We start from the raw sequence: 19,406 nt of genomic DNA, 5'->3' as shown, positions 1-19,406 counted from the left end.
TTTCATGTGCGGACGGGAATTCGTGTTCACTATCTCTGAGCAGTATATAGATAAACAATTACCTTTTAACATCTTCTGATTATTAACCTTGAAAACCAGATTCTCCCGGCACTGCGCCATCCGTTGTCGAAGTCTTATTCCCGGACCATCCAGACAGAGGTGCGCGGGGCAGGCCGGGCTATACGGGGGGAGGAAACGATGAAGAAACTGTCCCTTGGTCTTACTGAAGCTCTTACCATAACCCTTGAAAATTGCAGGCCGCTGGGCATGGAAACGATCGCACTTGCCGACAGCACTGATCGTATTGCGGCATCGGACCTCCATGCACTGGTGGACTCTCCATCGGCGGATTCTTCGCTGAAAGACGGGTACGCTGTCCGGTCCCGTGAGATCTGCAATGCCACACAGGAAAATCCTGTCCGGCTCAGGCTTGCCGGCCGGATGGCACCGGGAGGAACAACGACCGTTGACGTGGAGCCGGGTATGACGGTGCGGGTCCTGACCGGGGCCAAGATTCCGTCAGGTGCCGATGCAGTCCTGACCGAGGAATTCACGCGACCGGACGGCAGCGATGTCCTGGCCATGAATGTTGCCGAACCCGGCCGGAATATCCTTTTCCGCGGGGAAGATGTGGAGTCCCGGTCCCGCATCGTGGAAAAAGGCCGGCAGATATCCCCGGGATTACTCGGCCTTATTGCCGCCGCGGGGCACAGCACCGTCCCGGTCTTCAGGACCCCGACCGTGGCCATCATCGGCACCGGGGATGAGATCGTTCTCCCGGGCGAGACCCTTGCCGAAGGCAAGCTCTATGCAAGCAACATCCTGACCATCAACGCATGGTGCAGGCGGTACCGGATGAAGACGGTCCTGACCGTTGTCAACGACGATATAAACACCCTGACAGAAACCTTCCGCATGCTGTCGGCGGATGCCGATGCGCTCATCACCAGCGGAGGTGCCTGGACCGGCGACCGCGATTTTACCGCACAGGTTCTGGAAGGCCTGGGCTGGCACCAGTACTTCCACAGAATCCGCATCGGACCCGGCAAGGCGGTCGGCTTTGGCATGCTGTGTACAAAACCGGTCTTCATTCTGCCCGGCGGGCCCTCCTCGAACCTGATGGGTTTTTTACAGATCGCGCTTCCCGGCCTCCTTGCCCTTGCCGGCCATGCGGAGACGGACCTCCCCCGCATCAACGCCCGGCTCGCCACCGATCTCGAGGGGCGCCAGCGTGACTGGACAAACTTCTTCTTCGGCAGGCTGGAAGACGGCGGGGAATTCCCGATCTTTCACTCGTTAAAAGACAGCAGCCGCCTGCGGGCTATCGCCGATGCCGATGCAATTGCCTGTATAGCGGAGGGGCAGGGTGTGCTGGCAAAGGGTTCAGTAGTGCCGGTACAGGTGCTGAAATAGGAGGGGATTTCCGGATTACAGTTTCGGGATTTTTAGTTCAGGAAGGGTCCCGGCCGGCATTTGATCGCCTTTGGCAATCCGCTCAGGGTGACTGTAAATAATCATCATCCCTCCGCGTGAAAATCCGATGACGGTCATGCCGGTCTTCCGGGCAACTTCTGCCGCAAGAGCAGTAGCTGCGCCGGAGGAAACGATAACGGGGATGTTCGCAGTCAGGCACTTGCGCACCAGCTCCGATGATACAAGCCCGGACGATATGACGAACGTCTGGGAGAGAAAAACACCGGTACGCAGTGCATGCCCGATCACACGGTCAACCGCGTTATCCCGCCCGATATCTTCCGCCTGAGCAACCACCTGCTGTCCGTTATGCAGGACAACATGGTGCAGGCCGGTTGCATGGTGATGAATATCACAATCAGGAACAGAACGGACTGCCGCAACAATCCTCTCCGCGCATACAGAAAAATCCGAGTGAATCTTCGGGAGCTTCTGCAGATCGATATAGGATGTGCTCCCCCCACAGCCGGAGAGGATGGTCTTTTTGGGCGGAAGTACCTTAAAGAGATTTTTCGTGATGACACTGAGCCGGTTTTTCTCGATCCGGATCGACTCGATCTCTTTAGGCGTCCTGATGATCTCTTCGGAGAAGAGATACCCGGTAACAAAATCTTCCGGATTTCCGGGGCTCATCAGTATTGTCATCGCATGGCGGCCGTTGATGAAAAGGGCGGTCGGTTCCTCTTCAACCACTTCATGAAAACCATCAACAACGTGCCCCTGATCAACCATAGTACAGGCAATGTTGCGGTACTGAGGAGCGAGCTGGTAATTTTTCTCCAGCTTTCCTGCATCTTCCTTTTTATTGCGTTTTTCCTGTCTCATTCTTTTGTGCCTGCACTCTGGTTCCGGCCGCCGCCGGATAATAAATATGGATTTTAATACCCTGTATCCGATTTCTGTCTTTAAAGTTCCCTCTCCACTTTGCCTACCGCTGCAAAATAGACCGGCCATTGCGTCTCCGGATCAAGGTTCGCAAGATTCAGCATACTTTCATCATTGAAGAGATCCGATGGCTGCACCTGGTACCCGATACATGCCGCGGCCATGATGAGGGCCTGGCAGGTATGCCCCGCCTCGATCAGGACGCTCCGGTATCCCCGGTTCCCCAGGGCCCAGACTGAACGGCAGGGAACTCCGACCCAAAGGAAGGTCACGGCTGCCCGGGTAACTATCTTGAAGTTCAGGCTCGCGTCTCCCATGGTGAAAGGCAGGTCGGAACCGGGACGTTCCGCAACGATACTGTGTGATTGCGGGAGAAACCGGTAAAGGCCCGTTTCGATGCCGTCGACTTCTCCGGCAACAAAATACGTTTCCAGCGGGTACCGGAGGCCGCTTGAGGGAGTGTTCCGCATCTGGTTCTCAGCGGTGCTGCTCTTCCTGAATCCCTGCGTGCACCAGAGGAGGAACGAGAGATCCTTCAGGGTCATCGAGGAGCGGGAGAAGTACGTCACCGGCTCCCACCGCTCGATTGCCTCGCGGACAGACAGAGCGGGGATCTTTATTCGCCCTGGACTCGGAAGTTTGATGACCGCTGCTCCTTCCGGAGCCGGCCGCTCCGGAGGGGGTTCGGGGATTCCCAGGATGCAGTCAAAGGTTGAAAAATCCGGATACCTGGTTCCGTTGATAAAATCCTTTCCGATTTTGTTCATGGATCATCACAGACTTTTTTTACCGGAATGAGTGTCGTTGTTCCGAATAACCAAAAAGGGGAAAGTCATGCCGCTGCCCTGACATACAGGTTGGCGTAGATCTCCTGTCCCTTGCTCTTCGGGTGGCGTTCCCCGAGATCCCCGATGTAATGGTTGAATCTTGCTTTGGTACCATCAACCTGTTTCTCTTCTGTCCCAACCTTCCGGAAACCGGGGAGCATATACTTGATCTTCCCAAGCACGAATATGTCCCCCTTCACCATCTGGCCTCCGACACGGCCCTCGACATCCCCCCTGATGATGACCGTTCCGCCCTCGGCATGGGTTGAAACATGGATGAACGCGTTCTTCTCGACAATGATCGTGCCGCCGAGCATGAAGGTGCCGATGTCATTGCCGGCATTTCCCCGGATCCGGATCGTGCCGCCCCGCATGCCCCGCCAGTCGCCGCGGTAGGCACATCCGACATAGTTCTCAGCGTTGCCGTCTACGAGAATCTCCCCGCCTTCCATCGCGATGCCGCAGAACGAATGGACGTTACCGGTTACGTGGATCGTTCCGCCTTTCATCCAGCCGCCGACATACATGTCGGCATTGCCATTGACGGTGATGGATCCGGCGGTCATCTTGTTCCCGATATACTTGACCCGCGAACAGTCACCGGCAATGACAATATCGGTTTCAGCAGCGGTTGCACCCGAATTTCCGGAGACCGTAAAAAAGTCCCCGAGCGTTACTTTGATCTTGCCCTCCCGTCCTTCCAGACCGGCAATCTGGGCCGGTGTCTTTCCTGCAAAGGAGTCCGGAGTGATATTGTATCCTTCGAGCATGAGCTCAGGCGTCTTTTTCGGTGTTAAGATGATGGTTGCCATGATCGCACCTCAGGCCTCCAGGTTGACATCGATCACGAACGGGTGGGGGACCAGGTAGTCCCTGACCGGGTAGTTCTGGATACCGACCGTGTAATCCCTGGTGAAACTCTGGCTGATATCCCGTGTGACCTGCGGGTTCTCGGGCATCTTTACATTGACCCAGACCGTCCTCTTGTGCCCATGGCTCTGGACTTCGCCGTCTTTCAGAACGACCTCGCCGGACTTGATGAAGTACGCAGCACGCTGGAACGCCTTTTCAATCTTCTCGGGATCGGATGGCATGTCCTTGTAGTTGAGATCGAAGACCGCGACATCCGCATTCATGCCGGGAGCCAGGCCACCGTAGATACCCCCCATGCCCAAGCATTTTGCAGGGCCGGACCGAGTCATCTGGGCAATCTCATAGAGCGTGAGCTCGCGATCGATACTGTGGATGTGGGTGGCACCGATGACCTTGTCCTTGTGCTTGAAGCTGTCCAGCGTTGCCTCGCGGGCCTTCTTCGACATCAGCCATTTGATGACCCGGGGATACCGGGTAAACGGCCCGGCATTCGGGTGATCTGTGGTGATGAATGTCTTGCTCATGTCCTTTGCAAAGAGACCGAGCTCAAGACCGATCGCCCACTGGATTCCGCAGACCTTGATATTCGGGTCGTAGACATACGGGACCACGCCGGCAGCGGTTTCGAGCTCGACATCGACGTTCGCCCACTTGAGGTGGTTGAGGCTGTTGAGGTGGTGCTCGAAGGGACCGTCCGCGGTCATGGTCGTTGTTTCGTCGAGCGTTACGCAGCCGAGATCGATGGTCAGCCCCTTGGACCGGTTGACATAGTCCATGACCTCTTTTGCTCCCGACTCGAAGTCGCCCCAGTTCGTGCCCTTATAGGAGTGGAACTGGATATGGGTGGAGTGCATGACCTGCTCGCGGCCGAATCTGTTCTTCGGTTTTACTCCCTCTGCAAGCTTCAGTGAATCGATGGTGATCCGGTAATTGCCGGGGTTCCCGAGGTCATTCTGGTGGATATGGACAGAGTGGGGGAGGCCGAGATACTCGTTGGCTTTGAGGCATCCCGTAATGATCTCGGCGGGAGTGATATCAAAATACGGGACGGGATCATCGAGGCTTAGGCAGTTCAGCCCCCAGCCCCAGGCTGCCGTACCGCCCGGGTTCACGAGTTTCACGCCGAATCCTTTCGTTGCCCGGATCAGCCACGCGATGTAGGCAGCGGTATTCTCGACCTCTCCCTTCTTGAGATAATCCATGACAAACCAGTTGTTCCCGAAGACCGGGAGTGCGGCTTCGTCAATGATCGGGGTGTCGTGGATCTCTTCGTGCACATGAGGGGAGTGGAGGGGGGGCATCGCGGCTTCCATCACGAACGCGTATCCCATCCGGGCGTAATCGTACCCGGTCTTGAATGTGCTTGGGATGGAGAAACCGCTCTCGACCCGGAACTTCTCCTGCGCCATCGGGCTCTTGAAGAGCTTATCCTCGGGACGGAAGAGCCGGCCGACATTGACCTTGGGCCCGGCAACATGGGCGTGGACATCCACGCCCCCTGCCATCACGACCTTTCCCTTTGCGTCAATGATCTTTGCACCGGAACCGACCTTGTCAACGATCTTCCCGTCCCTGATAGCGACATCGACCACATCGCCGTCGATCTTTTGCGTTGGATCGATGACGAAACCACCCCTGACGATGATCTCGGTCATCTCAGATCACCGCCGGAGAGGGGTATTTCCGGTCATCCTTTGCCGTGAGCCATACAGGCTCGGTCTGGGTCAGCACGCACATCCGCTCGTAGATCATATCGAAGAGCTCCTCATCACTGGGAACCCCGGAAAGGCCTTTGAGAACCGCCTTGAACTGGATCGGCACGTTGTCCATCCGGTAGACAACGCCCCCTTCGTCCACGCCGGCGATCCGGACCGGGATATGGAGGTCCGCAATCTCGCTTGCCATGCAGAAGTTAGGATCGATGGTGATGAACGGGTGCTTCTTGACGTGCCTGACGGCATCGATGGGCCAGTGCGCTCCCGCATCCGTACCGACATTCACGAAGCAGTCGATCTCGTCCCGCATGGCAAGGTCGATGGAACTGGTCTCGCCCGGATTCATGTGGGCGTGGGTGCCTTTGGAGAGATCGATGCAGTACGGGAATCCGAACTGCCAGGACCAGACCTGACCGGGACCGGCGATGTTATAATGCCCCCGCATCGCCATGATCGAAGCCTTGGTGTGAGTATTGAGGTCGCGGGTCAGGCTGATGGCGATGTCGATATTATGGTTGCGGCCGTCGGTATGGGTGCAGCCCATTCCGAAGAAGATCATGACGAACCGGGCCTTCTTCATCGCCTCTGCGCCTTTGAGGATATCCTCTTTTTTGCACCCGGCTACCATGTCCGGGATATCGTGGCCCCGAAGTACCGTACGGAAGGCGTCGAAGAGTTCATAGTCATGGCCTTGGTCGAGCATGTAATGGATGTCCGCGAGCTTCGCGGTATCGGTCTCACGCGGGTCGATCGAAATGATCGTCCGCGCCATCTGGCCTTTGCCGGTGAAGAACCCGCGGGGGAAGATCGAATAACGGGAGGTGTGTCGCGGGTGGGCATGCATAGGATTGCAGCCCCAGAACACGACGCAGTCGGCACGGTTCTTCACTTCGCCGAGCGTGCAGCTGGGGTACCCGTTGTCGAAGATGGCAAGGAACGACGGGCCGTGGCAGATCGATGCGCAGTTGTCAAGTATTGCCCCGGATTTCTCGGCAACACGTCCGACCGCGCTCATGCCCTCACAGTTAGTGGAACCGAATCCATAGATGAGAGGCTTCTTTGCCGCAAGCAGGGTTTTTGCGGTATAGTCGACGGCTTCTTCAAACGAGATCTCCTTCATCGTGCCGTCCGGCTGGCGCCGACGGGGCAGCATCGGTCGCGTGGAATCGTTTGCATGATGGAACAGGTTGTTCCCGATGATGCAGGCATTATGGACTTCCAGGACCTTCCGGCCGTCATCCGAGACGAGCACTTCAATATCATCGCAGGACGACCCGCAGTACGGGCATCCGACCTGGGTTATCAGCTTGGGCATATCAGTTTCCTCCCTTCCATAATCCGACCGCACCTTGGACAAGTTCCAGCGCGGTCTTAATCCGTTCATCCGGTGCCGGTTCGATGGTGACCGGGAAACCGCTGTACTGCGGGGTTCCGGTTGACTGGGTTCGCGGCGGGACAACCTGGTTGGCCCAGACGCCCTGCCGGATATGGGCGAGGCCGGGGGGACAGAACTGCGTTGGCTCAATCGCTTTCACGATCACGCTGCCGCATTCGCTGGTGACACGGACATTGGTGTTCTTCAAGATGCCGGCCTTCTTCATATCATCCGGGTGCATTTCGCAGATGGAGCAGGCAACAAAATAGTCGGGATTGATCTTGCCCTTCTCCATGGCTGCGCCTTCCTCAACGGAGCGCTGGGTTATCATGTTCAGGTGGATCTTCGGCATTGTTTTTCCACCTCAGTTCAGACAAAGACCCCGGCTTCTCCCCTGCCGGAGAGGGTGATCACCTTGTAGGGGCAGGCTCCGATACAGACACCGCAGCCGGCACAGAGTTCCATCTTCACGTCCATACTGATGGACTTCCCATCCACGACATGATAGATCTTCTCCTTCGTTACCGGGTCGAGCGTATAGAGCTCAAGCGCGTTCACCGGACAGGCAACCACACAGTTGCCGCAGCCGGTGCATCGGTTTATGTTGACATGTACTGAGAACGCCATGTACATCACACAGTAGATTTTTGTAATAAATTTTTGATTACTTTGATCTTTTGATTAGCAATTTAATTAAACCTTCTTAATTATCATATTGGTAAATGTTTTTTAATTAATAAGAAAATTCAACAAGGGTTATGTGAGTGACTGCCGATGGAAAAGGATTGTGAGAGAAGAAAATTAACACTTGTTCCTCTTCCATCAACTGATCAATAATGGTATACATGATAAGAAAAAATACAAAACAGGATTTATGATAAGGAATGCACCCGGAAAAATCGGTTTGACCGCGAGTATTGCCGGAAACGCGGATTTGCAGTGAGAGTATGGTGAAACGATACCTGAACGTGATATCGCTCGAAGAGGCGCTCGCGATTCTTGCCCGGGAATTCTCCTGCAGACCCACGACAGTACAGGTGCCGCTTGAGGAGGCTGCCGGGCGGGTCACCGCGGCGCCGATCTTCGCACGGTATTCGGTGCCGGAGATCCACCTTTCGGCCATGGACGGGATCGCAGTCGCCAGCGCCGAAACGCGGGGTGCTTCCGAACAGCACCCGGTCACCCTGTCGAGGGCTGCGAGGCTGAATACCGGTAACATCGTCCCTCCGGAATATGATGCAGTCATCATGATCGAGGATGTCTGGGAGGATGGCGGGAGCTACACGATACGCAAGGCAGCCGCACCGTGGCAGCATGTCCGCCCGGCCGGGGAAGATCTTGCCGAGTCGGAGATGATCATGCCATCCCTTTACCGGATACGACCCCACGAAATCGGGGCACTTGCCACCTATGGTATTACAAACCCGGAGGTCATCACGGTCCGCGCAGGACTCGTCCCCACGGGAAGCGAGCTCGTTCCTGCCGGAACCCGCCCGAAGCCAGGACAGGTCGTTGAGAGCAACACGATCATGGCAGAGGCGATGCTCGAAGAAGTCGGTGCAGCATGTACCCGCTACCCGTTTGTCGAGGACAACCCTGATACGATCCGCGGTGCCGTTGCCCGGGCCGTGAAGGAGAACGACATTGTCATCATCTCTGCCGGCTCGTCCGCGGGAACCAGGGATTATACCGCGGAGGTCATTGCAGAACTTGGCGAGGTCCTTGTCCACGGGATCGCCATCAAACCCGGCAAACCCGTAATTATCGGACGAATCGAAGGAAGGCCGGTCTTCGGCCTCCCGGGCTATCCCCTCTCTGCCCTCACCGTCCTTCGCGAGATCATCCTCCCGTTCCTTCGAAGGTACGGTCTTCCCGTGCCGGAACCGCAGGTCGTACGGGCCTGTATTACGTCAGCGTATCCCAAGGAGATCGGATCGGACGAGTTCGTCCTTTGTACGCTCGGAAGGGTGGGGGATCGCTGGATCGTCTCCCCCCAGTCCCGTGGTGCCGGTGTCCAGATGAGTGCCGTTCGGGCGAACGCTTTCCTGCGGGTTCCCCTTGCATCGGAGGGATTCAATGCCGGGGATACCGTCGATGCCCGGCTTATGGTGCCGGAAGAAGAGGCAAAGAATGCCCTGATTGTGACCGGCAGCCATGACCCGGCTCTTGATCATCTTGCCGATCTGATGAGGCCCTCCGGAGGTACCCTCATCTCCACCCACGTGGGGAGCATGGGAGGCATCATCGCTCTGAAAAAAGACGAGTGCCACGCTGCCCCCATGCACCTCCTTGCCGATGACGGGACGTATAATACGTCATACCTGCGGAAATTCCTGCCGGACCGGCCGGTGTCTCTCCTTTGCATTGCCGGGAGGCAGCAGGGGGTGGTATCGAGGGACGGTATCGGTCTCTCCGGTATTCCGGGCCGGTCATTCATCAACCGCCAGAAAGGATCCGGTACCCGCATGCTCCTGGATTTCGAGCTGAAGAAAGCCGGGATCGCGCCTTCGTCACTCATCGGCTATGACCGGGAGGTGACCACCCATATTGCAGTGGCGCTTGCAGTGAAAAGCGGGGAAGCAGATGCCGGCCTGTGTGTGTACAGCGCTGCGAAAGCTCTCGGCCTCCCATTCGTTCCGGTAGCGGAGGAACGGTACGAGCTCGCGCTCCGGACAGAACATGAACAGGATCCGCGGCTGGTCGCTTTGATCGATACTGTCCGTTCACCGGAATTTAAAAAGATCCTGACCGGGCTAGGAGGATACGATACCAGAGAGACGGGGATTATCCGCCCGGGTGGTATCTGATTTCCGGGATCGGATCGTGCAGCAGCCGCGGACAAAAATGCTCACCATCGTGTATTCAGATGGCCGGCGCATCCCGGTATTTTTTCCTGAATTTTAAAAGTGGTTAACATTTTCATTACTCATATGCATCCGTAAACTGGCAAATCCACAGTTTCTTTTGGAAATCAGTATAAAAAAATGGATGTTTTCCGACTTATGTTAATACCATTTTGAAAATTTTTTTTTCTGTTAACCTGATTTAATGAAAATGTCTATATGCTGATTTAGAAACATTTAACTTTCATGCAGTGAAACCATAGCAATTACGACGACAAGTGTGTGATACGCATGGCGTTTTCTGTACATGTAAACATTGAGCGATGTACCGGTTGTGGCAACTGCGTCATCGCATGCCCGGTGGATGCTCTTGAGCTCTTCACCGTGGATCCTGTGACCAAGGAAAAGATCTACGCGGTAAAGAACGGGAAATCCGTTCACCTTGATGTCAAAGCCGAACTCTGCGCCGGCTGCGGTGTCTGCGTCAAGGCCTGCCCGTACGATGTGATCCGGCTTTCCGGCAAAGGGGCCGAAGTCATGACCGAGGCCTGAAGTGAGGGCGACTATGGCACAACCAATTACTGTTAACCTTATCTCAGGCAGGACCATCCAGCAGGGTGTTGCAATCGAGAGCGGTAAGGAAAAGCCGTCGTACCGTACCGCTTGCGGCATTATCGAGATGGACCCGTCCGACTTAAAGAGACTCGGCGCCTGGAAGAACACCAATGTGAAGGTCACCAGCGACTACGGCAGCGTCGTCGTCAAAGCTGTCGAAGCAACGCAGGGACCCCACCCGGGGGTTGCTTTCATCCCGATGGGCCCGTGGGCGAACTCCGTTGTCAGTGACAACACCTACTCTACCGGCATGCCGACCTTCAAGGGCACGCCCGTGAAGATTGAGATCGCTATCAACGAACCGGTCCTCCTTGGGGTGGAACTGGTCCAGAGACAGTGCGGGGTGAAAGTAGGATGACCAAGACCATTACCGACGTAATATGCCCGTTCTGCGGGACCCTCTGCGATGATATTGAAGTTACCGTCTCTGACGACGGAAAAAAACTCCTCGAGGTCGCGAATGCCTGTGTGATCGGGACCGAGAAGTTCCTCCACTCCCAGTCAACCGACCGGGTCACGAAACCCCGGATCCGCCAGGAAGACGGCAGCTGGAAGACCATCAGTTACGAGGAAGCAGCGGACTACACTGCCAAAGCCCTCGCCAAGGCAAAGAAGCCCCTGATGTACGGATGGTCCTCCACCAACTGCGAGGCCCAGAGCGTTGGAAACGAGATCGCCGAGATCGCGAAGGCCTGCTGCGACAATACCGCTGCGGTCTGCCACGGCACGACCCTTATTGCCGTGCAGGATATCGGTCTCCCGACCTGTACTCTTGGTGAGATCAAGAACCGTGCCGACCGGATCATCTTCTGGGGCTGCAACCCGGCCCACGCCCACCCCCGGCACATGTCACGGTACTCGATCTTCCCCCGCGGGTTCTTCACCGGCAAGGGACAGATGAGCCGCAAGATGATCGTTGTCGACCCCCGTTGCACAGACACCGCCAGGATGGCCGACGTCCACCTGCAGGTCGAGCAGGGCAGGGACTACGAGCTCCTGAACGCGCTTCGGGTTGCGTTCAAGGGAGAATGGCTTCCGGATGTTGTCGCCGGCATCCCGGCAGAGAAGATTCGCGAGGCAGCGGACCTGATGAAAAGCGGCCGTTTCGGGATCATCTTTTTCGGAATGGGTGTAACCCAGTCCCTCTCCAAGAACCACAACATTGACATAGCAATCGCCGTTACCAAAGACCTCAACGAGTACACGAAATTCTCGATCATGCCGATGCGGGGCCACTACAACGTCACCGGCTCCGGCGAAGTCTTTGCCTGGCAGTTCGGGTTCCCGTACTCCGTTGACCTTACCCGCGGCTTTGCCCGCTACAATCCCGGTGATTCGAGCTCGATCGACCTCCTCAAGCGGGGCGAGGTGGACATGATGTTCACCATCGGCAGCGATCCCGGCGCACACTTCCCGATCAGTGCCGTCAGGGCCATCGCGAAGGTCGACTCGGTCTGTATCGACCCGCATATAACCCCGACCTCCGGCGTATCCAAACTCCATGTCCCGGTTGCCTTCAACGGCGTCGAATGCGGCGGCAACTGCTACCGCATGGACAATGTCCCGATTGACTGCCGGAAGGTTGTCGAACCGCCCGAGGGAATGATGACGGACCTGGACTTCCTGACCATGGTCTGTACCAGGCTGAAGAAACTCAAGGGGGCAGCATAACATGGCAGAATTTATCATTAAGAACGGGCACGTCTTTGACCCGGTCCAGGGTATCAAGGGCGACAAGAAGGATATCTGCATCAAGGACGGGAAGATCGTCGACAAGGTCAGTGGATCCGCAAAAGTGATCGATGCCAAGGACAAAACGGTCATGGCAGGTGCGGTGGAGATCCACGCCCATGTTGCCGGCCCCAAGGTCAACCTCGGCCGCATCTACCGGCCCGAGGACAAGCTCTTCAGCTGCACGCCTACGAAGGGCATCGAACGTATGGGAGGGGGTGCCTCGATCCCGACCACGTTCAAGACCGGCTACGAATATGCCAAGATGGGATTTGCTGTTGCGATGGAGGCAGCCATGCCCCCGCTCTTCTCCCGCCACGTCCACGAGGAGATCCGCGACACCCCGATCATCGACGAGGGGGCATTCCCGGTCTTCGGCAACAACTGGTTCGTGCTCGAGTATCTCAAGAACCAGGAGATCGAGAACACTGCGGCCTACTGCGCCTGGCTCCTCAAGGTCACCAAAGGCTACGCGATCAAGGTCGTCAATCCCGGCGGCACAGAAGCCTGGGGCTGGGGACTGAACTGCCTCACCGTCAACGACCCCGTCCCGTACTTCGACATCACCCCGGCAGAGATCATCAAGGGCCTCATCGAAGCAAACGAGTATCTCGGCCTCCCGCACTCGATGCACATCCACCCGAACAACCTCGGGAACCCCGGGTGCTACGAGACAACCCTTGACACCCTCAAGATTGCCGCGGGCATCAAGCCGAAGAACAAGTTCGGCCGCGAGCAGGTCATGCACCTCACCCATACCCAGTTCCACTCGTACGGCGGTACCAACTGGGGCGACTTCGAGTCAAAGGCGAAGGAAGTCACGGACTTCGTCAACAAGAACAAGAATATCACCATCGATACCGGTAACGTCACCCTTGACGAGACCACCACGATGACGGCTGACGGCCCGTTCGAGCACCACCTCACCGGCCTCAACCACCTCAAGTGGGCCAACTGCGATGTCGAACTCGAGACCGCAGCCGGTGTCGTGCCGTACATCTACAGCCCGTCGATCTCGGTCTGCGCCATCCAGTGGGCAATCGGCCTCGAGATCGCGCTCATGATGAAGGACCCGATGCGCTGCTATGTCACCACCGACCACCCGAATGCCGGCCCGTTCACCCGGTACCCCCGCGTGTACAAGTGGCTGATGTCCGAGAAGGCACGCAAAGCGCAGATTGAGGCCTTCAAGCACAAGGACAAGGTTCTCTCCCAGACGGCCATCGGCACTCTCGACCGCGAGATCTCGCTCTACGAGCTTGCCCAGATGACCCGCGCCGGCCCGGCCAAGTCTCTCGGCCTTGCTGCCATGTGCGGTGGCCTGAAGCCCGGCATGGACGCCGATGTTGCAATCTACAACATCAACCCCGACAAGCCGATCGCCAACCCCGACGACATCGAGAAGGCGTTCAGCCGCTGTGCAGCGTTCTTCAAGAGCGGTGTGCAGGTCGTTTCCAACGGAGAGATCGTGAACAACGGCAACAAGCGCACCCTCTGGGTCAATGTCAAGGCAAAGGAGAACCCGCAGGTCATGCGTGACATCAACGAGAAGTTCGTCAAGTACTACAGCATGACGCAGGCCAACTACGAAGCGCTCGGGCACCACTTCGTGCCGAACCCGTATGCAATCGAGGTTGATGCAACCAACTGAGGTGGAAAAAATGGATACCGTTACCATTACCATGAAGAACGCGCCTGCACTGTACCTTGAGGCAGACACCATCTCACCCGATGCATTCGCCGGCAAGAGTGCTGCGCAGATCGCAGAACTCCCCGTTTTCGAGGGCAACAACCCCTCGACCCTTGGCAAGTACTTTGAAGTAACCGGCAATGCAGGTGCAACCGCAGCCGACACCCGGATCGTTGTCAAAGGCGATGTGAAGCGCGTCAAGTATATCGGTTTCAGGATGACTGCCGGTGAGATCGTCATCGAAGGATCCGCTGACCAGTATGTGGGCGGCTGGATGAAGGGCGGCAAAATCACCGTCAGGGGCAACGTCGATGCATTCGCTGCAACCGCCATGAAGGGCGGCGAGATGGTCATCGAGGGCAACGCCGGGAACTACCTCGGCGCCGCATACCGCGGTGACTGGAGGGGCATGTCCGGCGGGAAGATCCTGGTCAAGGGCAATGCCGGCTCGGATGTCGGTATGTACATGCTTGGCGGCGAGATCGTCATCAACGGCAACTGCGATGTCCATGTCATGACCCATGCCGAGGGCGGCAGGGTTATCATCAGGGGCAATGCTGCAAGCAAGCTCGGGGGCCAGATGGTCGAGGGCGATATCTATGTCTTCGGCAGCATCGATGTCATGATGCCCGGCTTCAAGCCCGTTGACGAGGTCGAACTCACCGTTGACGGCACCAAGGCAAAGTTCGCCCACTTTATCGGAGACACGGGCGAGCGCCACAAGAAGAAGAAGGGTGTCGTCGTATACGGCAACCTGTACAAGAAGATCTGAATTTTATCTTTTTTTCGTTTCTCCGGAATTCCTCATCCGTACATGTCATTTCCTCATTTATGGAATGATTCTGGTTTTGCCCGTTGCGGGAAACGGGATGGACCTGGGGACAAAAAAGACATTACACGTCAGGTCCGGGCTTTCCCCCTTCGTCCACAACCGGTCGTGCTTCCGGCACCTTCCTGATAATCTCTTCCCTGAATTTGTCGAAGTGGATATCGTCCAGCTGCTCGGAAAGGAGCCTGCCGCTCCACGCCCGGCGGTATACCCATTCAACGATCTTTTCGATAACATACAGCGCCTGGTCTTCTGTTTCGACCGTCAGAAGGTTCCGCCCGATCTTCGGATGCCTCCCGCGCCGGCCGCCGACCGTGATGAGGAAATGGCGGTGTTCGGGTTTGATGAGGTCATAGTGGCACGACTGGACACAGGTACCGCACTGGACACATTTCCCCTCATCAAGTACCGAAATGCCGTTCCGGATCTTTATCGCGTTCTCCTTGCAGTAATAGACGCAGTTCCCGCAACCGGTGCACATGCGCTCCTTCGTGCGGACCGGCTTTACCCTTCCGATGATCCCGATCTCGTTCAGCATGGGGCTCGTGCAGGAGTTCGGGCATCCTGCGATGGCGATCCGGATCTTGACCGGCATCTCTTTCCCGAAGAGCTTTGAATCGGCCTTCCTGGCAAGGCTGATCGTATCGATATTGGCGTACTTGCACCGGTTCATGCCCGGGCACGCGATAATATTGACGATCTCATCCTTCTCGGAACCGATCGGCGTCCCGTTCTTTTCCAGCTGTTTTGCCAGTTTCTTCAGATCCCCGGTTCGGACATGCGGGACCTCGAGCGTCTGGCGGGTGGTCCCGTGAACTTCCCCGCACCCGTACCGCTTTGCCAGTGTTGCAATCCCCCGGATCTGGTCGACCGTGAAGATGCCGGCAGGCGCCCGGAGCCGGACCGTGCAGAAGTCGGTATCCCGCTCGGTGATGACGCCGCCTTTCATGTGAATCCCGATATCGCGCTGCATTGATCAGGAGTGGGGTCCGGGGAGTAATCAATGCTGGGATTCTGCCTATCCGGTTGCAGGAAAAACACGGGGCCCCGGCCGGGCACATGGGGATTTGGAGGCGGCGTGGACCGGGATGACCATCAGCGGCGGACAGGATGATGGGAAGGATCATTCAATAAATTTATCAGCACGGCCACGGAACAGTCAATGAGATGTGCTATGGCGGATCTGCTCACTGATCTTCTGATCTACATTGGTATCGGGATCATCATGTTCACCATCGGGATGATCGCCGGCTACCAGCTCCTCATCATGTACTATACGAAACGGTTCATGGTGATCGCAAAGGAGTGCTCCGATTCCGACTCCGCGATACCGATTGTCGACGAACTCGCGAGGGAGACGTGAGGGACAGCCATGGTTGACGTTGTCAGTTACACCCTGATTGCCATCACCTGCCTCTGCTTCGGACTTATCGTCAGTTTCCAGATTGCCCATATCCACTACTGCAGGAAGCTCACCACGCTCGTGCGGCGATCAATATCCACAAAAACCATCGCTCCGATCCTCGCGGAGTACGAAGCGATTAAACCAAAGAAATAACCTCTTTTCCAATACGATTTTTTCCGGATTCCGGAAATTCCGGCAGCTCCATGCCCGTGCATCGTTCCTGCGGACGGGTATCGATACCGCCGTCATGAGGCAGACCCTCTAATACGTTGATGACGAATAATAGGACAATGCGCTGTACGATGCTTGCCAGCGGAAGCAAGGGCAACTGCGTGGTGATCGAGGGCCGGGCCGGCTCCATCCTCATCGATGCCGGCCTGAGCGCAAAGGAGTGCCTCCTCCGGATGGAACGGGCCGGCATCGATGCCGGAAACATCGAAGCCCTGCTCGTCACCCACGAGCATACCGACCACATCCGGGGCGTTGACGTCCTTGCCCGGAAACTGGATCTCCCCGTATATGCTACCGAAGGGACCCTTGCGGATTTCCTGCACCATCGCAGGATCTCGGCAAAGCCCCTCGTCCACCATACCTGCCGCTACCACGAAACGTTTGCCATCGGCGACTTTTCCATCGAACCGTTCGGCACCTCCCATGATGCAACGGAGCCCTGCGGATTCATCATCACCGAAGGGGACATCCGCGCAGGATACTGCACCGATACGGGTATCGTGACGCCAGGTATCCACGGGCTGCTCCGGCATTGCGACGGGATCATCCTTGAGAGCAACCACTGCCCCGACATGCTGGCAAACGGCCCGTACCCCGAGTCGCTCAAGCGCAGGATCCGCTCGAAACACGGGCACCTCTCGAACCCCGCGGCAGCAGCATGCCTCCGCGACTTCGGGAAGGACGTGCCGCAGGTGATCCTCGCTCATCTCTCCGAGGTCAACAACACGCCTGATAAGGCGATGGGAAGCGCCCGCGACGGGCTCGGGCTCTTCTATGAGATGCAGCGGGTCATCGTGGCAACGCAGGACGGGGGCAGCAGCGGCCGGCCGCAGAGGATGGAACTCTGAACAACCGGCTTTGGAACATTGTGTACGAAATTCATGAATTTCGAGGGCTCCCCTCATCTCAGGGCCGCTCCAGGGATCGGGTGGTTCACCAGAACCGGCAGGATGAGAAGAACCATCAGGTTCTTCGAGCCGGCGGAACAGAATTTTATCAGGCCTGTGGGGGTTTCAGCCCTTTCGTTATTCTTTTCCTGTTGTGCTTCATGGGGAGACATATGATCGAAAAGATGCAAAATACACAAATCTTAATCCTCATTCTCACGTAACATCTCAAGAGAACCATGCTCTTCATGGACTTTTCCCGGTGCTGCGAGAAGCTCGAGGCTACGCCGGGCCGGCTCGACATGATCGACATCATCAGCAAAGAGCTCCCGGGCCTGACCGACGATGAACTGCCGGTCTTCGTCCGCTTCATCATGGGGCGGATCTTTGCCGACTGGAGCTCCCGGAAACTCGGGATCGGGCCGAATCTGCTGTACGAGGCCACCGCCGCGGTTGCCGGCATCTCCCGGGACAAGGTCATCGATACGATCAACAGGACCGGCGATGTCGGACAGGCAGTTGAGGATCTCCTGTCCGTCAAGTCCCAGACCACGTTCTTCCACGAGGAACTCGACCTCGTCCACGTGTACAACTCCCTGATCGCTATCGCCGAGATGGAGGGGAAGAAATCCCAGCGGGAGAAGCTGCTCGCCGTCCGGCGGCTGCTCGGGAACGCCCACCCGCTGGAGGGCCGCTACCTTGCCCGGATCATGCTGGAGGAACTCCGGATCGGGGTGGGGGAGGGGAGCGTCCGCGAGGCGGTTGCGAAGGCGTTTTCCGTGGATCCGGCGCTCGTGGAGCATGCGATGCAGGCCCTCAATGACATGGGGGAGGTTGCACGGCTCGCAAAGGCCGGGCCGGAACACCTCCGGAATGTCCGTATCACCCTCTTCCACCCGGTGCGGATGATGCTCGCCCAGCAGGGTACCATAGCGGACATGATCAAAGAACACGGGGAGATCGCTGCCGAGTTCAAGTACGACGGATCCCGGTTCCAGTTCCACAAGAAAGGGAACTGGGCCCGGATGTACTCCCGCCGGCTCGAGGACGTGACAGGAGCCCTGCCGGACGTGATCCAGCAGCTGATGTCTGCGACCGATCACGATGTTATCATCGACGGCGAGGTGATCGCGGTAAAGGACGGGAAACCAATGCCCTTCCAGTCCGTGCTCCGCCGGTTCCGGCGCCGGCACGACATTGCCGGCGCGCAGGAGGCAATCGAGATGGTGCCCAATGTCTTCGATATCCTGTACCTTGACGGGGAGACCCTCATCGACCTTCCGTTCTCCGAGCGGCGCAGGAGGCTCGAATCTGTCGTGAAGCAGTACCTCGCCCCGCAGACGGTCAGTGCCGATCCCGCGGTCATCACGAAGACCTACGACGATGCCCTTGCTGCCGGCCACGAGGGGATCATGATCAAGGTCCGGTCCTCGCCCTACACTCCCGGCCAGCGCGGAAAGAACTGGATCAAGATCAAGCCGGAGGTGGACACGCTCGACCTTGCGGTGATCGGCGCCGAGTGGGGCGAGGGGAAGCGGGCACATCTCTTCGGCTCGTTCCTTGTCGCCTGCCAGGATGCCGGAGGAAAGCTCGTGCCGCTGAGCCGCGTGGCGACCGGGTTCTCTGACGAGCAGCTTGCCGAGGTGTACGAGCTGCTCAAAGACAGCGTGGTGAAGCAGGCCGGCAAGGAAGTGACCTTCGAGCCGTCGCTCGTCTTCGAGGTCGGGTATGCGGAACTGCAGGCAAGCCAGAACTACGAGGCCGGGTTCGCGCTCCGCTTCCCGCGGTTCATCCGCATCCGGGACGACAAGGATATTCCCGACATCGAAACCCTCGACAGCCTCCGGGAGCGCTACAAGCGGCAGGCCACGTCCGCACAGGCGTACCGGGGTTGACGTGTCCGGGCCTTCGCGTGAAAATTGTGATGAGAACCGCAGGTGCACAAAGGTCTCCCGAAAGAGAGGGGAGACCGGAAACTGAACGTTAATTATCCCTTTCGGGAACAACACGGGTGATGAGAAAACCCG

The 19,406-nt window shown here is 57.4% G+C and carries 19 protein-coding genes; 11 read left to right on the top strand and 8 right to left on the bottom strand.

Annotated features, from left to right (window positions below; genetic code table 11):
• Positions 1-198: 198 nt before the first annotated feature.
• A complete protein-coding gene (locus A4E33_RS12015) occupies positions 199-1,413 on the top strand; it encodes a molybdopterin molybdotransferase MoeA (RefSeq protein ID WP_292348439.1) in 1,215 nt (404 codons plus the stop codon).
• 15 nt (positions 1,414-1,428) lie between these two features.
• Here A4E33_RS12015 and fdhD read toward each other — a convergent pair whose 3' ends face one another.
• The 7 genes from fdhD to A4E33_RS11980 form a co-directional block, all read right to left on the bottom strand.
• Positions 1,429-2,298: a formate dehydrogenase accessory sulfurtransferase FdhD gene (fdhD, locus tag A4E33_RS12010; protein ID WP_292348438.1), complete on the bottom strand. Its 870-nt coding sequence runs from the start codon at positions 2,296-2,298 to the stop codon at positions 1,429-1,431.
• 80 nt (positions 2,299-2,378) lie between these two features.
• Positions 2,379-3,125, bottom strand: coding sequence for a SagB/ThcOx family dehydrogenase (locus A4E33_RS12005; RefSeq protein ID WP_292348436.1), 747 nt, complete (start codon positions 3,123-3,125; stop codon positions 2,379-2,381).
• Between the two features lie 65 nt (positions 3,126-3,190).
• Positions 3,191-3,997: a formylmethanofuran dehydrogenase subunit C gene (locus A4E33_RS12000; protein WP_292348435.1), complete on the bottom strand. Its 807-nt coding sequence runs from the start codon at positions 3,995-3,997 to the stop codon at positions 3,191-3,193.
• A gap of 9 nt (positions 3,998-4,006) precedes the next feature.
• The gene (locus tag A4E33_RS11995) at positions 4,007-5,713 is read right to left on the bottom strand and encodes a formylmethanofuran dehydrogenase subunit A (protein WP_292348434.1); all 1,707 of its coding nucleotides are present in this window, start codon (positions 5,711-5,713) and stop codon (positions 4,007-4,009) included.
• Position 5,714: 1 nt separating this feature from the next.
• Positions 5,715-7,088: a formylmethanofuran dehydrogenase subunit B gene (locus A4E33_RS11990; RefSeq protein ID WP_292348433.1), complete on the bottom strand. Its 1,374-nt coding sequence runs from the start codon at positions 7,086-7,088 to the stop codon at positions 5,715-5,717.
• Position 7,089: 1 nt separating this feature from the next.
• Entirely contained in the window at positions 7,090-7,500 is a 411-nt protein-coding gene (locus A4E33_RS11985) for a molybdopterin dinucleotide binding domain-containing protein (RefSeq protein ID WP_292348432.1), read from the bottom strand.
• Between the two features lie 17 nt (positions 7,501-7,517).
• Positions 7,518-7,775 carry a 4Fe-4S binding protein gene (locus A4E33_RS11980; protein WP_292348431.1) on the bottom strand — a complete coding sequence of 86 codons (258 nt, stop codon included), beginning with the start codon at positions 7,773-7,775 and terminating at the stop codon, positions 7,518-7,520.
• A 320-nt stretch (positions 7,776-8,095) separates the two neighbouring features.
• Here A4E33_RS11980 and A4E33_RS11975 point away from each other — a divergent pair, with 320 nt between their 5' ends.
• The 6 genes from A4E33_RS11975 (at position 8,096) to A4E33_RS11950 (ending at position 14,799) form a co-directional block, all read left to right on the top strand.
• Positions 8,096-9,955 carry a molybdopterin biosynthesis protein gene (locus A4E33_RS11975; RefSeq protein WP_292348430.1) on the top strand — a complete coding sequence of 620 codons (1,860 nt, stop codon included), beginning with the start codon at positions 8,096-8,098 and terminating at the stop codon, positions 9,953-9,955.
• A 327-nt stretch (positions 9,956-10,282) separates the two neighbouring features.
• Positions 10,283-10,543, top strand: a complete 261-nt coding sequence (locus A4E33_RS11970; protein WP_292348429.1) for a 4Fe-4S binding protein — start codon at positions 10,283-10,285, stop codon at positions 10,541-10,543.
• Between the two features lie 13 nt (positions 10,544-10,556).
• Positions 10,557-10,964: a molybdopterin dinucleotide binding domain-containing protein gene (locus A4E33_RS11965; RefSeq protein ID WP_292348427.1), complete on the top strand. Its 408-nt coding sequence runs from the start codon at positions 10,557-10,559 to the stop codon at positions 10,962-10,964.
• Entirely contained in the window at positions 10,961-12,277 is a 1,317-nt protein-coding gene (locus A4E33_RS11960; protein ID WP_292348426.1) for a formylmethanofuran dehydrogenase subunit B, read from the top strand. The genes A4E33_RS11965 and A4E33_RS11960 overlap by 4 nt, the downstream gene beginning before the upstream one ends.
• 1 nt (position 12,278) lies before the next feature.
• On the top strand, positions 12,279-13,988 hold the full coding sequence (locus A4E33_RS11955) for a formylmethanofuran dehydrogenase subunit A (RefSeq protein WP_292348425.1): 1,710 nt from the start codon (positions 12,279-12,281) through the stop codon (positions 13,986-13,988).
• Between the two features lie 10 nt (positions 13,989-13,998).
• Entirely contained in the window at positions 13,999-14,799 is an 801-nt protein-coding gene (locus A4E33_RS11950) for a formylmethanofuran dehydrogenase subunit C (protein ID WP_292348423.1), read from the top strand.
• A gap of 121 nt (positions 14,800-14,920) precedes the next feature.
• On the opposite strand, the gene A4E33_RS11945 is transcribed toward A4E33_RS11950, so the two are convergent.
• The gene (locus tag A4E33_RS11945) at positions 14,921-15,829 is read right to left on the bottom strand and encodes a 4Fe-4S binding protein (RefSeq protein WP_292348422.1); all 909 of its coding nucleotides are present in this window, start codon (positions 15,827-15,829) and stop codon (positions 14,921-14,923) included.
• A gap of 201 nt (positions 15,830-16,030) precedes the next feature.
• Between A4E33_RS11945 and A4E33_RS11940 the strand changes: the two genes are divergently transcribed.
• The 4 genes from A4E33_RS11940 (at position 16,031) to A4E33_RS11925 (ending at position 19,274) form a co-directional block, all read left to right on the top strand.
• Positions 16,031-16,219 (top strand): hypothetical protein, encoded by a 189-nt coding sequence (locus A4E33_RS11940; RefSeq protein ID WP_292348421.1) that lies wholly within the window; start codon positions 16,031-16,033, stop codon positions 16,217-16,219.
• Positions 16,220-16,228: 9 nt separating this feature from the next.
• Positions 16,229-16,414 carry a hypothetical protein gene (locus tag A4E33_RS11935; RefSeq protein WP_292348420.1) on the top strand — a complete coding sequence of 62 codons (186 nt, stop codon included), beginning with the start codon at positions 16,229-16,231 and terminating at the stop codon, positions 16,412-16,414.
• Positions 16,415-16,551: 137 nt separating this feature from the next.
• Positions 16,552-17,340, top strand: coding sequence for an MBL fold metallo-hydrolase (locus tag A4E33_RS11930; protein ID WP_292348418.1), 789 nt, complete (start codon positions 16,552-16,554; stop codon positions 17,338-17,340).
• 278 nt (positions 17,341-17,618) lie between these two features.
• Positions 17,619-19,274, top strand: a complete 1,656-nt coding sequence (locus tag A4E33_RS11925) for an ATP-dependent DNA ligase (RefSeq protein ID WP_292348417.1) — start codon at positions 17,619-17,621, stop codon at positions 19,272-19,274.
• The last annotated feature ends 132 nt before the right edge of the window (positions 19,275-19,406 follow it).

It is taken from the genome of Methanoregula sp. PtaB.Bin085 (assembly GCF_002067035.1).
Taxonomy (GTDB): domain Archaea; phylum Halobacteriota; class Methanomicrobia; order Methanomicrobiales; family Methanospirillaceae; genus Methanoregula.
This window is presented reverse-complemented; position numbering and strand designations above follow the sequence as displayed.